This window comes from Pedococcus ginsenosidimutans (assembly GCF_039544395.1).
Lineage (GTDB): Bacteria > Actinomycetota > Actinomycetes > Actinomycetales > Dermatophilaceae > Pedococcus > Pedococcus ginsenosidimutans.
This window is the reverse complement of the sequence record NZ_BAABLO010000005.1, coordinates 237,545-251,220: the sequence shown is the minus strand read 5'-3', so window position 1 is coordinate 251,220 and position 13,676 is coordinate 237,545. Positions and strand designations below refer to the sequence as shown.

General features: G+C 72.5%; 12 protein-coding genes and 3 tRNA genes. 10 read left to right on the top strand and 5 right to left on the bottom strand.

The window, feature by feature from the left end; genetic code table 11:
- Positions 1–17: 17 nt before the first annotated feature.
- The 9 genes from ABEA42_RS10115 to ABEA42_RS10075 all read left to right on the top strand — a co-directional run bounded on the left by ABEA42_RS10115 (position 18) and on the right by ABEA42_RS10075 (position 6,480).
- Complete coding sequence (locus ABEA42_RS10115; protein ID WP_345502972.1) at positions 18–1,034, top strand: pirin family protein; 1,017 nt, start codon at positions 18–20, stop codon at positions 1,032–1,034.
- On the top strand, positions 1,031–2,140 hold the full coding sequence (locus tag ABEA42_RS10110; RefSeq protein WP_345502971.1) for a hypothetical protein: 1,110 nt from the start codon (positions 1,031–1,033) through the stop codon (positions 2,138–2,140). Before ABEA42_RS10115 ends, ABEA42_RS10110 begins: the two co-directional genes overlap by 4 nt.
- Positions 2,137–2,367 (top strand): hypothetical protein, encoded by a 231-nt coding sequence (locus tag ABEA42_RS10105; RefSeq protein WP_345502970.1) that lies wholly within the window; start codon positions 2,137–2,139, stop codon positions 2,365–2,367. The genes ABEA42_RS10110 and ABEA42_RS10105 overlap by 4 nt, the downstream gene beginning before the upstream one ends.
- Positions 2,364–3,221 carry an oxidoreductase gene (locus ABEA42_RS10100; RefSeq protein ID WP_345502969.1) on the top strand — a complete coding sequence of 286 codons (858 nt, stop codon included), beginning with the start codon at positions 2,364–2,366 and terminating at the stop codon, positions 3,219–3,221. The genes ABEA42_RS10105 and ABEA42_RS10100 overlap by 4 nt, the downstream gene beginning before the upstream one ends.
- Before the next feature lie 40 nt (positions 3,222–3,261).
- Positions 3,262–4,704 carry a GuaB1 family IMP dehydrogenase-related protein gene (locus ABEA42_RS10095; protein WP_345502967.1) on the top strand — a complete coding sequence of 481 codons (1,443 nt, stop codon included), beginning with the start codon at positions 3,262–3,264 and terminating at the stop codon, positions 4,702–4,704.
- Positions 4,705–4,719: 15 nt separating this feature from the next.
- On the top strand, positions 4,720–5,772 hold the full coding sequence (locus tag ABEA42_RS10090) for a PHP domain-containing protein (protein ID WP_345502965.1): 1,053 nt from the start codon (positions 4,720–4,722) through the stop codon (positions 5,770–5,772).
- Complete coding sequence (locus tag ABEA42_RS10085) at positions 5,769–6,179, top strand: GntR family transcriptional regulator (protein WP_345502964.1); 411 nt, start codon at positions 5,769–5,771, stop codon at positions 6,177–6,179. The genes ABEA42_RS10090 and ABEA42_RS10085 overlap by 4 nt, the downstream gene beginning before the upstream one ends.
- 123 nt (positions 6,180–6,302) lie before the next feature.
- A tRNA-Glu gene (locus tag ABEA42_RS10080) sits at positions 6,303–6,375 on the top strand.
- A gap of 31 nt (positions 6,376–6,406) precedes the next feature.
- A tRNA-Asp gene (locus ABEA42_RS10075) sits at positions 6,407–6,480 on the top strand.
- Positions 6,481–6,591: 111 nt separating this feature from the next.
- Here the strand turns inward: ABEA42_RS10075 and ABEA42_RS10070 are convergent.
- Positions 6,592–7,515, bottom strand: a complete 924-nt coding sequence (locus ABEA42_RS10070; RefSeq protein WP_345502962.1) for an NADP-dependent oxidoreductase — start codon at positions 7,513–7,515, stop codon at positions 6,592–6,594.
- Positions 7,516–7,685: 170 nt separating this feature from the next.
- Between ABEA42_RS10070 and ABEA42_RS10065 the strand changes: the two genes are divergently transcribed.
- Positions 7,686–7,762 (top strand) — tRNA-Phe (locus ABEA42_RS10065).
- Between the two features lie 68 nt (positions 7,763–7,830).
- Here ABEA42_RS10065 and ABEA42_RS10060 read toward each other — a convergent pair.
- The 4 genes from ABEA42_RS10060 to ABEA42_RS10045 all read right to left on the bottom strand — a co-directional run bounded on the left by ABEA42_RS10060 (position 7,831) and on the right by ABEA42_RS10045 (position 13,655).
- Positions 7,831–8,883, bottom strand: a complete 1,053-nt coding sequence (locus ABEA42_RS10060; protein ID WP_345502960.1) for a hypothetical protein — start codon at positions 8,881–8,883, stop codon at positions 7,831–7,833.
- Positions 8,884–8,896: 13 nt separating this feature from the next.
- Entirely contained in the window at positions 8,897–9,562 is a 666-nt protein-coding gene (locus ABEA42_RS10055; RefSeq protein WP_345502958.1) for a hypothetical protein, read from the bottom strand.
- Positions 9,559–11,943 carry a glycoside hydrolase domain-containing protein gene (locus ABEA42_RS10050; RefSeq protein ID WP_345502956.1) on the bottom strand — a complete coding sequence of 795 codons (2,385 nt, stop codon included), beginning with the start codon at positions 11,941–11,943 and terminating at the stop codon, positions 9,559–9,561. The genes ABEA42_RS10055 and ABEA42_RS10050 overlap by 4 nt, the downstream gene beginning before the upstream one ends.
- Positions 11,944–12,098: 155 nt before the next feature.
- The gene (locus ABEA42_RS10045) at positions 12,099–13,655 is read right to left on the bottom strand and encodes a GMC oxidoreductase (RefSeq protein ID WP_345502955.1); all 1,557 of its coding nucleotides are present in this window, start codon (positions 13,653–13,655) and stop codon (positions 12,099–12,101) included.
- Between the last annotated feature and the right edge of the window lie 21 nt (positions 13,656–13,676).

Below are 13,676 nucleotides of genomic sequence, written 5' to 3'. Positions count from 1 at the left end.
CGGTGCAGACTGTTCGGGTGAGCAACGTCGAGACCGACCCGCAGGAGACCGTCTGCGCCGACGGCGACCCCACAGGGGCCGGTGCCCCCGCGGCCGGGACGCCCCCGGTCGAGGTCCTCGAACCCCGCGACGTCCCCCTCGGCGGCCCGCGCGCCATGACGGTGCGCCGCACCCTGCCCCAGCGACAGCGCTCGATGATCGGGGCCTGGTGCTTCGCCGACCACTACGGTCCCGACGACGTCGCCGCCTCCGGGGGCATGGACGTCCCGCCCCACCCCCACACCGGGCTCCAGACCGTGAGCTGGCTGTTCACCGGCGAGGTCGAGCACCGGGACAGCCTGGGCACGCACGCCATGGTGCGTCCGGGCGAGGTCAACCTCATGACCGGCGGGGCCGGCATCGCGCACTCCGAGGTCTCCACGCCCGGTACGACCGTCCTGCACGGAGCCCAGCTCTGGGTGGCCCTGCCCGAGGCCCACCTCGACGCCCCTCGCCGGTTCCAGCACCACGCGCCGGTGGCGGTGCGGCTCGGCGGGGCCACGGTGCGCGTCTTCCTGGGGTCGCTGGCGGGACACCACTCCCCCGTCGAGACGTTCACCCCGCTGCTCGGGGCGGAGCTGACCCTCGACCCCGGTGCCACCCTCACCCTCGACGTCGACCCGACCCACGAGCACGGTGTCCTTGCCGACACCCCGGGCCTGCGGCTCGAGGGCACCGAGGTCGCCAGCGCGGCACTCGCCTACCTCCCCACCGGCCGCACCACGATCGCCCTCACCAACGACAGCACCGAGCCGGCACGCGCCCTGCTGCTCGGTGGCCCGCCGTTCGAGGAGGAGGTCGTGATGTGGTGGAACTTCGTGGGCCGCAGCCACGAGGACATCGTCGCGGCGCGGGAGGCGTGGATGGCCCACTCCGACCGGTTCGGCCAGGTGGAGGGGTATGAGGGCGCGGTGCAGCACCTGCCGGCCCCGGCGATCCCCGCAGTACGGATCCGCCCACGCAGCAACGCATCTCGCAACACCCGGGACTCGTGACCAGGTCCGTCCGCGCGCGCGTCGCCGTACTCTCGGGCGTGGCGCTGCTCGTCGTCACGGCCGTCGTGGCAGCGCACCTCCTCACCGCCCGCACCGAGGGTGTCTCCGGTGACTGGTCGGCGCCGTCCGTCGACGGCACCGTGGTCGCGGGCCGGGCCCTGGTCAGCGGCGGCAACACGGCCCTCGACCTGCGGACCGGCACCAAGGTCACCCTCGGGTCGGTGGTCGGCGGCACCCCCTACGTCGCCGACGAGCGCCTCGTCATCGCCAGCCCGGGCCGCCTCGACTCCGTGCGCCTCGATGCCTCGGCCCGCTGGACGTGGCGGGCACCGGCGGGCGCCACCGTCGTCCCGCTCGCCGCGAACGCCGGCAGCACCATGGTCGCGACCTGCCTGCAGGGGTCCGCGACGTCCTGCCGGCTCGTGGGGCTGGACACCCGCGGCCACGTGGCCTGGCAGTCGCAGTCGTCAGGCATGGCCCGACCGGCGGCGCCCACCGGCGGGGCCCTGCCACGGGCCCACGCGGAGAAGGTGCGCGGCGGCGGCCTGCTCGTCACCGACCCGGTGACCGGCCGCCAGCTGCTCCAGCCCGGCTCGACGTTCCTCGCCGTGCCCGACGGACCCGTCGTCGTGGCCGTCGAGCAGGACGGGCAGTGCGTGGTGTCCGCGACGACCGCTGCCGACCCGGTCTGGACGCGGGTCCTGGGCCCCTGCCCCCGAGGTGGTCTGCCGCGGCTGTCCGCGACCCGCGCCGCCGTCCGGCTCGACTGGCCGGGGCAGTCGCGCGCCCTCGACCTCGTCACCGGCAAGGACACCACCAGCCCTTCATCACCCAAGGCCCCGGCAGAGGTGGCGCGCACCGACGAGCTCGTCGCCACCCAGCGGGAGGTCGCCCTGCACACCGACCCCCTGCGCTGGGGCGAGACCGTCCACGTGGTCGAGCTCCGCCGCACCGGTGACGGAGCCGACGCCGAACCGGTCGCGCGCATCGTCTCCACCCGGCGACTCACCCTGCTCCTGCTCGAGCCGCGCGCCCTCGTGGTGCGGGACGGCGACCGGGTCGTGCGGTACCTGCTCGACCCGGCATCGGCCACACTGGGGTCATGAGCCCCGACACCGGCCGGCGCAGCGCGAGGCGCCCGTTCCTCGTGCCCTTCCTCCTCGGGCTCTGCTCGCTGGTGCTGGTCCGCGAGGGGCTGCCCCGCCTCTTCCCGGGCGTCAGCTACTGGGTCATCTTCCTTGCGGGCCTGGCCGTCGGCTGGGCCGTCTTCACCATCGCCGAGCGCCTGCTGGTGCGCCGAGCTGCCCAGCGCGAGAACGGAATCCGCCCATGAGCCACCCGACCAACCCCGAGCACACGTCGACGGGCCCGGTCCTGGTCACCGGCTGCTCCTCGGGGATCGGCGCGGCCACGGCCGACCTGCTCGTCAAGGCGGGCCACACCGTCTACGCCACCGCGCGCCGTACCGACACCCTCACCGAGCTCGAGTCGGCCGGGGCGCGGGTCCTGCCGCTCGACGTCACGTCGGAGGAGTCGATGACCGCCGCGGTCCGCGCCGTCGAGGCCGAGCACGGCCGCGTGGGTGCCCTGGTCAACAACGCCGGGTACGGCGAGTACGGCACCATCGAGGAGACCGACCTCGACAAGGTCCGGCAGATGTTCGAGACCAACGTCTTCGGGCTCTCGCGGATGGTCCAGCTCGTCCTGCCGGCGATGCGCGCCGCCGGCACCGGCCGCATCGTCAACATCGGGTCGATGGGGGGCCGGTTCACCTGGCCCGTCGGCGGCTACTACCACGCGACCAAGTACGCCGTGGAGGCCATCACCGACGCGCTGCGCAACGAGGTCCGTCCCTTCGGCATCCACGTGAGCCTCATCGAACCCGGCCTCATCCGCACCCGTTTCGAGGGGACGGCGATGGGCTCGGAGGCTGCCGCCGAGGCGCAGTCCTCGCCGTACGCAGCGCTGCTCACCGCGAGCGCGAGCGCCACGGGCAGCGGCTACGCCAACCCCGTGCTGGCCACGGGCCCGGAGTCCGTCGCCCGGGTCGTGCTCAAGGCCGTGGAGTCAGGCCGGCCGCGCTCCCGCTACGTCGTCACCCCGGCGGCCCGCGCCATGATCGCGGCCCGCACCCTCGGGGGCGACCGCGTGTGGGACGGCATCGTGCGCCAGCAGTTCAAGGCCTGACCCGCCGGCGCGCCCCGGGTCCGCGCCTAGACTCGGGCCCGTGCAGTTCCTCAATGGTCTCCAGCCCCAGTTCGACCTGACCTACGACGACGTGTTCATGGTCCCGAGCCGCTCCGACGTCACGAGCCGCCTTGACGTCGACCTCGCCTCGGCCGACGGCAGCGGCACGACCATCCCGCTCGTCGTCGCCAACATGACGGCCATCGCCGGTCGACGCATGGCCGAGACGGTGGCGAGGCGCGGCGGGCTCGCCGTCATCCCGCAGGACATCCCGGTCGACGTGGTCACCGAGGTCACCTCCTGGGTCAAGCAGCGCCACCTGGTGCACGACACCCCCATCACCCTGTCGGTGCACGACACCGCCGGCGCGGCCCTCGGGCTCCTGCCCAAGCGCGCGCACGGCGCCGCCGTGGTCGTCGACGAGTCGGGCAAGCGGCCCATCGGCGTCGTCACCGAGGGCGACCTCACCGGCGTCGACCGGTTCACGCAGGTCGGCGAGGTCATGTCGGGGCAGCCCGTCCTCGTGACCGACGGGACCGACCCGGAGGAGGCCTTCAACCTCCTCGCGACAACGCACCACCACGTCGCCCCCGTCGTCGACGACGCCGGCAACCTCGTCGGCATCATCACGCGGTCCGGTGCGCTGCGCGCCCGCCTCTACTCCCCCAACACCGACGACCGCGGACGCCTGCGGATCGCCGCCGCGGTCGGGATCAACGGCGACGTCGCCGCCAAGGCCACCGCCCTGCTCGAGGCGGGCGTGGACCTGCTCGTCATGGACACCGCCCACGGTCACCAGGAGAAGATGCTCGACGCCCTCAAGGCGGTCCGGGCGCTCGACCCACAGGTCCCGGTCGCCGCCGGCAACGTCGTCTCGGCCGCGGGCACCCGCGACCTCATCGAGGCAGGCGCCGACATCGTCAAGGTCGGCGTCGGCCCCGGCGCGATGTGCACCACGCGCATGATGACCGCGGTGGGGCGTCCGCAGTTCTCCGCGGTCCTCGAGTGCGCGGCAGAGGCCCGCAACCACGGCAAGCACGTGTGGGCCGACGGAGGCGTCCGGCACCCGCGCGACGTCGCCCTGGCGCTCGCCGCCGGCGCGTCCAACGTCATGGTCGGCTCGTGGTTCGCCGGCACGCTGGAGAGCCCCGGCGACCTCTACACCGACGAGCGGGGCCGCCGCTACAAGGAGTCGTTCGGCATGGCCTCCAGCCGCGCCGTCCGCAACCGCACCGCGACCGACACCGCGTACGAGCGGGCCCGCAAGTCGCTGTTCGAGGAGGGCATCTCCTCGGCGCGCATGTTCATCGACCCGGCCCGGCCCAGCGTGGAGGACGTCATCGACCAGATCGTGGCCGGCGTCCGCTCGAGCTTCACGTATGCGGGGGCACGCACCGTCGAGGAGTACGCCGAGCGCGCGATCGTCGGGCTCCAGAGCACTGCGGGGTTCGCCGAGGGCCGACCGCTGCACACGTCCTGGTGAGCAGGGGTTCCACCCGTGGTTGCCACCGTCACCCCGCTGTCGGCCCCTGTCGAGCCCGACGAGGCGCTGCGGCGGATCGCCTTCCTGCTGGAGCGGGAACGAGCCGGCACCTACCGTGTCGAGGCCTTCCGCAAGGCCGTCACCACGGTCAGGGAGACGCCTGACGAGGAGCTGGCGCAGCGGGCGGAGGCGGGCACGCTGCAGGACCTTCCCGGTATCGGGAAGTCCACCGCCGGCGTCATCGCCGAAGCCGTCGCCGGCCGACTCCCGGACTACCTGGACACGTTGCAGGACAAGGCGAAACCGCTCGTCGAGGGTGGCGAGGAGCTGTTCGCAGCACTGCGCGGCGACTGCCACTCGCACTCGAGCTGGTCGGACGGTGGCAGCCCCATCGAGGAGATGGTCCTCACGGCCGTCGAGCTGGGCCACGAGTGGCTCGTGCTCACCGACCACTCCCCCCAGCTGCGGGTGGCCAACGGGCTGTCGGTCGAGCGGTTGACCAAGCAGCTCAAGGTCGTCGACGCCGTCAACGCCTCGCTCGGTGACGGCTTCCGGCTGCTCAAGGGCATCGAGGTCGACATCCTCGACGACGGCTCCCTCGACCAGACCGAGGAGATGCTGGGGCGGCTCGACCTGGTCACCGCGAGCGTGCACTCCAAGCTGCGCATGAACGCCGCGCCCATGACCAAGCGCATGGTGGCGGCCGTCTCGAACCCGAGGGTCAACGTCCTCGGGCACTGCACCGGCCGACTCGTCGAGGGCGGCCGTGGCAAGCGGCCACAGTCCGAGTTCGACGCGCGGTCGGTGTTCGAGGCGTGCGCCGAGCACGGCACCGCCGTCGAGATCAACAGCCGCCCGGAGCGCCAGGACCCACCCGACGACCTGCTGGCCCTGGCCCTCGACATCGGCTGCCTGTTCGCCGTCGACTCCGACGCCCACGCCCCCGGCCAGCTGGAGATGAAGGCTTACGGGTGCGAGCGCGCCGAGCGGCTCGGCGTGCCCTGGGACCGCATCGTCACCACTTGGGACGTCGAGAAGCTGCTGGCCTGGGCACGAGGTGACGCGTGAGCCGGCCCGCGCTGCACGTCGACGCCGACTCCCCGCTGGCGCCGTTCGAGCAGGTGCGCGAGCAGCTGGGCGACCTCATCGCCGCAGGCGCCCTGGCCGAGGGCGACCGGCTGCCCACCGTCAGGGGCCTGGCCACCGAGCTGGGCCTCGCGCCCGGCACCGTCGCCCGCGCCTACAAGGAGCTCGAGGCGGCGGGGCTGGTCACCACACGCAGCCGCGCGGGCACCGTCGTCGCCCCGCAGGCGCAGTCGGCCGAGGTGGCCCTGCGGACCGCCGCCCGGGTCTTCGCGACGCAGGCGGTGGCGAGCGGCGCGGACGACGCGACGGCGGTGGACGCCGTACGCGCGGCCCTGCGGGACGCCCGAAACGACGCCCGAAACGACGCCCGGTACGACCCCCGGCGGTGACGGGTGGGCCGCGTCCGGAATGGTCACGGACCCCGTTTTGGAGATCGCGGCAGTCACCCCCTATGCTTTCCGAGTCCTCGACGGATCCGCGCCTGGCGCTAACGGCGGGGGACCGTTGAACGGGTCCCCATCGTCTAGCGGCCTAGGACCCCGCCCTTTCACGGCGGTAGCACGGGTTCGAATCCCGTTGGGGATACGCACCACCAGCACGACATGCACCACCCAAAGGCCCCGTAGCGCAGTTGGTTAGCGCGCCGCCCTGTCACGGCGGAGGTCGCCGGTTCGAGCCCGGTCGGGGTCGCCCAGACCAGAAGAGCCCCACACGAGAGTGTGGGGCTCTTCTGCATGTGCCGGGGCACGGGCGTCGAGGTCTGGCGCCGCACCCGCCCCGCCGGGCGCGGCGCCAGCCCGGTCAGCTGCTGACGGAGATGACGACCTTGCCGCGGACGTGCCCGCCGGCGCTGACGGTGAACGCATCGGCCGTCTGCGCCAGGGGGAAGACGTCGGCGACGGGCACGGTGAGCTTGCCCTGGTCGGCCAGGTCCGCGAGTGCGGCCAGGTCCTCGGCATCGGGACGCACCCACAGGTAGAGGCCGCCCTCGTCGGCGACCTCCGCCTCGACGATGGAGCCGTGGCGCCCGCCGTCGGCGAGCACGGCCTTCGTCACGTCGAGCACACCGCCGATGAAGTCGAGGACGACGTCGACGCCCTCGGGCGCCAGGGCACGCACCCGCTCGGCGAGCCCGTCGCCGTACGTCACGGGCTCGGCACCGAGGCCGCGCAGGAACTCGTGGTTCTTCTCCGACGCCGTGCCGATGACCCGCGCACCGAGCGCCTTGGCGATCTGTACCGCGAGGATCCCCACGCCGCCGGCCGCGGCGTGGACGAGCACGGTGTCGCCGGACTTGGCGCCGAGCCGGGTGAGGAGCTGGTACGCCGTGAGGCCGGCGAGCGGCAGGCCTGCGGCCTGGTGCCAGTCCAGCGACTCGGGCTTCCTGGCCACCGTGCGCACGGGCGCGGCGACGAGCTCGGCGTAGGTGCCGCCCTTGACCCAGTCCTTGCGGGCGTAGGCCATGACCTCGTCGCCCACCTTGAACTCCGGGGTGTCGAAGCCGACGGCCTCCACGACACCGGAGACGTCCCAGCCGGGGATGGCGGGGAGCTCGACGTTCATCATGGGGTCGAGGTAGCCGGCAACGACCTTCCAGTCGACCGGGTTGACCGAGGCGCTGCGGACGCGGATCAGCACCTCACCGGGACCGACCTTCGGGTCCGGGACGTCGTTGAGGGAAAGGACGCTGGGGTCGCCGTACTCGGCGTAGGTGATGGCCTTCATGTCGACGACAACCTGTCCGCGCGTGCCGTCATTCCGGGGCAACGCCTCGATGTGAGGAGGGTCGCCCGGATCCGCTATGATCCTGCAGTCGCGACGGTCCGCCACGGGCTACGGCCCAGGATCGCCGCGAAATGCATGTCCGGCCACCGGGCATCCACCAGCACCACCACGGCCAGGTAGCTCAGTTGGTACGAGCGTCCGACTGAAAATCGGAAGGTCGGCGGTTCGACCCCGCCCCTGGCCACCACAGAAGCCGCAGGCCAGACCCGTCTGGCACTGCGGCTTCGTGCGTGTGTGGGACGCGGACGCCTCGGGTCAGCCGGCGAGCGCCGCCAAGCCGTACGTGGCGACCGTCGCATCGTCGAAGGCACTGTCCGTGCGGGTGAGTGACTCCAGCCCGGTCGTGCGCTGGCCCGGCGAGGCCTTGGCGGCCCGCAGCGAGACCGTCGGCGCCTGCAGCCCCGGCAGTGCGCCCGCGGGTGCGGACGGCCGCGCCTGGACGCGATAGGACACCCGGTGACCGGCCAGCAGCGGCGCGGCCAGCGTCCACCTGACGACGAGGAGGCCGCCGGCGCCCCGGTGGGAACGGGTCAGGACGGTGCCGTCCAGGTCCTCGACCGTCGCCGAGCCGACGAGTCGCTCGTCGTGGCGCACCTCGACCACCGAGCCCGCAGGCACCGCGCCCGGGCCGGTCGCGCGAACCGTGACCACGCTCGGGGTCCAACTGTGGAAGTCACGACCCCAGGAGACCTGCTGCCACCCGGCTCCGACGCACGCACCCCACAGGTCGCTGGACGCGGTACCGGCCGCGGCGAGGGCGTGCCGGCTCCCGGCGGCGGCCCCGTCGCCCACCACCACGGTGATGGGCAGCGGCGCGGTGACCACGTCGTGCGGGTACAGCAGCGTCCGCCGGGCGCCCAGCGACAGCAGGTACTCCGTGCCGGCCACCAGCGCGTCGGTGACCTTGACCCGGGTCGTCGTCTGCCCGGCGGCGTCGGTGATGGGCTTCCCGACGACCTGGACGCGGACCGCGCGCCCGTCGTCGCCCACCAGCTGCGGCACCGTCTGCTCGTAGAGCCTGCGGTCCCAGGACACGCTGACCACGGTGCCGGCCGCGTGCCGCGTGCCCGTGCGCAGGCGTGCGCCGAGCACGGCGGGCAGCCGCGCCTGGGTGGCGGAGCCCGTCGCGACCCACGTCTCCTCTCCGGGGGGCAGGACCTGGAGGCCGGCTCCGGCTCCCGCAGCAGATCCAGGTCCGGCGGCCTGCGCGGCGGGTGCGACGAACAGCAGCCCGAGCGACGCGCCTGCTCCCCCGAGGACGAGGCGGCGGGGTACGGGGCGCGAGGACGGGCGGGCGGGGTGGGTCACGGTGCCTCCTGGGTCAGGACGAGAAGGGTGGGGGTCCGGTGAGGAACGGCACGACCATGCCGTCCCAGGCCGCGACCTGGACGAGGGTGAGGACGAGGTACGTCGCGGGCGGCGCCACGAGCGCCACCGCGCGGGGTGCCCGCCGGGCGAGCAGACCGGCACCGAGGAGCACGAGGGAGGCCACAAGCAACGGCGTCGCCACGGCGAGCTCCTGCCAGCCGTGGGGCCAGCAGGAGGAGCGGGCACAGCGGTCCCGCGGCCCGGTCACCTCGAACTGGGCACCGACCAGGCTGAACGCGCCCAGCCACGCGAGGGTCCACAGGGAGCCGGCGGCGGCCACCACCGGCCTGCCGGTCCCGGCGTCCGCCGGCGACGCCGACCGCAACGAGGACGACCGCATCCCCGATGACCACGACAGGAGGCCGAGCCCGGCTGTCGTGAGGGCCGTGAGGACTGCCCAGGTCCACGAGGGTGCCTGGGTCATGGTGACGATGTCTCGCTGCCTGGTGAGCACGTGCCCGAGCTGCGCACCCCCGAACCCGGTCCAGAACGCCCCCACGAAGGTGAGCGCGAACCCGAGCAGGACGGCGACCAGGCCCCGTACGCGGTGGCGCGGACCGGCGCCCGATGGTGCGGCGGGCGGCGACTCCATGGTCGAGGACTCCACGCCCTTGGTCATCCGCCGAGCCGGGCGAGGACACGGCCCAAGGCCTGCCCGCACGTGTTGGCCTGGCTGGGCGAAGGCATGTTCTGCGCGCCCGACGCGTCCTGCAGCTTGCCCCCCGTGAGCGGGAAGTTGGTCACCGGACCGACGTCGATCCCGTCGACGACCTTCGCGAAGGCGGCACCGATGTTGGCCTCGGAGGACCCGAAGCGGTCGGCGTAGAACTTCGCGATGCGCTGCGACGGCGTCATGCGCAGCAGGCTACGGCTCGCACCGGAGAGGGTCCCACCGGAGCTCGCCTTCAGGGCGGTGGCGATGAGCCAGGCGTCGACGTCCGCGACGACGTCGCTGTAGCCGAAGCCGGAGCTGTCGACCGCTCCCAGGTTGGACGTCATCCAGGTCATCAGGTCGGGCTTGGTGGTGAGGCGGTCGTAGACGCCCCAGGCCTGCAGGAGGTCCAGCGGCCAGCCACCGAGGTCGCCGAGGCAGTAGTCGTCGCGCGCGCTGTCCACCCCCCAGGTCCGGTAGCCGAGCATGGTCGCGGCCCAGTGGGCGACGTCCCGCCTGCTGCCCGGCTTGGTGGGGTAGAGGTTCGTGAGCGCCTGCTCGCTGACAGCCCTGGCCTGGGCCGCCTTGTCGTCGGCGTCGAGCTGTGGCGTGTAGAGGCCCCAGAGCCCGCTGTCGTTGCCGCCCCAGTACTCGGGGACCCGCAGGTGGTGGAGGATGTAGTCGGGGACCGCGACCACCCACTGCTTGACGGGGTTGAAGAAGCTGTCCGCCTCCTTGATGGCCCGCTCGCACGCGACCTCGGCCCGGCACACCCACTCGAAGACCACGTCGAACCCGGTGTCGGTGTAGGAGCTGTCCTGTTCGGCGGGCGGACCGACGACACCGGACAGGTCGATCCCCCTGGCCCGGGACGACACGACGTCGTGGTCGACGGCGATCGATGTGCCGCCCAGGCTCTCGGTGACCTCCACGATCTGGTTGTAGTGCCACTGGTCCGGCATGGGGAAGCCCATGTTGCCCGACCAGCCGGTCGACATGCCGGCCACGAACGCACCCTCTGCCTTGCCCTCGTCGAGGATGACCTGGCAGACGTTCCGGGTGCCGTAGACGCCGGGCTTGAAGGTGCCGTTGAGCGCTGAGTCCAGCACTTCGTTGACGCCGTCGAAGAAGTCGAGCACCGGGCCGTGAATGGTCTCCCCCACCGGGTCGTAGTCCACGCTGAAGAACACGACGCTGTCCGAGGGGAGGCCGAGGGTCCGGCCGCGCTCGAGGGCCTCCAGCCCCTGCGTGCGACCCGCCTCCTTGGTCATCGCCGAGGTGTCGTTGTTGTAGCGCTGGTGCAGCGGGAAGAGCTTCAGGCCGGCCGCCTTGATCGCGTCGAGCTCTGCGGAGGTGATGAACTTGCCGGCCCCGACGGTGTAGCGACCGACGTGGGTGTAGCCGCGAGCCCGGGCTCCCGCCGCCGTGGTCGCGTTGAGCTGCTTGTTGGTGTCGAAACCCTTCGTCGCGATCGTGGTGTCCCCGTTGGAGACGAGCAGGTTGCACCAGGTCGTGTAGTCGCCCTTCGCGGTCTGCGGAATCTCCATGAACTGCTGGAACGAGGACGTCTGGGTGCCGGTGTCGCCGTCGAAGCTCCCGTTGAACGGGGCGTCGAGGCGGTTGAAGCGCATCGACCCCTGGTAGAGCCGGACGAAGTGCTTGCTGCCGTCGACGCTCCCCGGTCCGACCGGCGCCTGGGTGCGCAGGCCGTCGCGCGTGCCGGGGCCGAAGTTGCCGTTCGCCACCCCGTCGGCCATGCCGAACTCGTACTGGAGCGCGAACAGCAGTGCCGTCTGGACCTGCCGCGAGAAGATGCCGTCGCACGGGACGAGGGCGAAGTCGCGCCGGCCGGAGTAGGTGCCGTTGAGCCACTGCTGCACCTCACGCACCGACTGTGAGCCGTCCCCGAAGAACGGCACGACGTACGCGTCCATCGACAGCAGCGATGCCATGAGCTTGACGTCGACGTAGGGGTTCGCCGAGCCCAGGCCCAGGTCCTCTCGCACCCGCCCCACCGAGGTCGACATCGACGAGAAGGCCACGGTCGCACCGTCGTAGAGCCCCGGGTATCCCTTGCACCACAACGCGCCGCTGAGGATCCGCAGCACGTTGGCGGAGGTGGCGCTGGTGGCGTTGATCCGCCCGATCTGCGCGGTGTACGCGGCCTTCGTCTGGTCACCGAAGCCGGAGGCGACGGGCGAGATCCCCAGCTCCCACTGCAGACCCCTGCGGAGCCCGTAGATGGTGTCCCAGCCGGTGGTCCCCGTCTCGGGGACGGCTACCCAGCCGTTCGCCGCGGCGTAGGTCGTGTTCAGCCACCTCTGGGCCGCAAGAATCTGGTCGTCCACCCGGTTCCCCCTTGGTTCGTACTCGGGACGCGGGCGACGGTAGCCGCAGGCACGGGCCGGAAGGGCGATCGGAGGCGGTGCGGGACCGGCGCGCATAACCGGGGCCCCGCTCCGCATAACCCGCCGCCCCGGGCGCAGGTCCGGGGACGACCCGGTCAGGACAGGGCCACCGCCTCCGAACCTTCACGGTGGGCAACGCTGCCGAGCTGGCGGGAGACGGCCCGAGCCGCGCGGACGGCCGTCACCATGCCGGTGAGGGTGGAGTTGCAGGCGAGCGCTGTGGGGAGGACGCCGTTGCCGGCCACGTAGAGGTTGTCGAAGCCCCACACCCGTCCGTCCGGGTCACAGACGCTCGCGCCGTCGTCGGTCTGCCCCATCCGCACGGTGCCGGTGAAGTGCAGGGACGACCCGGCGGGCAGCAGTGCCGACTCGGTTCCGGGATCGAAGGGTCCCAGCGCCTCGGCCGTCACCTGCTGCATCTCCCGAGCACGCTGGATCAGGCGCAGGTCGTCGTCGCTGTACGAGAAGCGCACGGAGATGCGCGGCATGCCGGCAGCATCGACGTGCTCCTCGGAGAACTCGAGCCGGTTGTCCGGCTGGATCTCCGTCGGCACGTAGAACCCGAGCCCCACCGAGTAGGCCAGCGGGCGGCGGTCCTCGTCGATGTGGACCTGGTTGCCGATCTGGAGGTGGAACGGCTGCTCCGGGCCGCTGTGGGGCACCCAGAGGTGCTCGCTCATGAACTCGTCGTCGGCCATTGGGATGAGGTCCGCCAGCTCGAACCCGAGCCGGTCGAGGTCGGTGAGGACCCGGCCCGTGAGGAAGGCGTGCTCGTTGAGGTAGCGACCGAGGGCCGTGGGGCGGATCTGCGAGGCGAACAGCAGCTGAGGCGTGCGGATGGCATCTGCGCACACGATGGTGACCGCGGCCCGGAGCTCCTGGAGCGCACCGGTCGCGACCTCTCGCACCTCGACGCCGCGCACCTCGCCGCCCCCGTGCAGGAGCCGGACGGCCTGGGTGCCGGCGAGCAGGGAGAAGTGCGGGTCGAGGCGGCCGTCACCGATGGGCGGGAAGATCGTGTTGGGACCCGTACGGCGCCGGACGCCGTCCTGGTCGAACTGCACCGCCATGGGCATGTGCCGCGCGGTGCGCCCCGGCGCGCTGACGCCGTCGAAGATGCGATGCAGCACCTCCAGCGTCGCCTCCCCCGGTCCCGCGGGCGGGAACGGCTCCTCGGTCACGTGCAGGAGCTCGGAGGCTGACTCGAGGTCGGCGTCCCACTGGCTGCCTGCGAGGAACTGCGGCACCTCCTCGCCCCAGGGCGTCGGGGTGGCTGCGGTCCAGTGGACGCCCATGCCCCCCACGTTCCAGGCCACGGCGGCCGCAGGCATCTCTTGTGCCTCCTGCCCGATGGAGCTGAGGTGGTACATCCCCGGCTCGACACCGACGAGCGAGCTGCCGACGTCGGACGTCGGTGCGGTGCCGGTGTAGAACCCCTGGATGCCCGAGGACACCCGTTGGTTGTAGCGCTGCCAGATGTCCTCCTCCGGCACGTCGTGCAGGTGCTGCCCGGGCAGGGTCCCGATCACCGGGCCGCCGTCGACCATGAGGATCCGGGCATCCGGCTGCTCGCCCCGCAGGCGGCGGGCCACGGCGGCCCCCATGAGCCCGCTCCCCACGATGAGGACGTCGGCGTCGAGGTGGTGTGTCATCACTGGCCTTTCGGTGTGCAG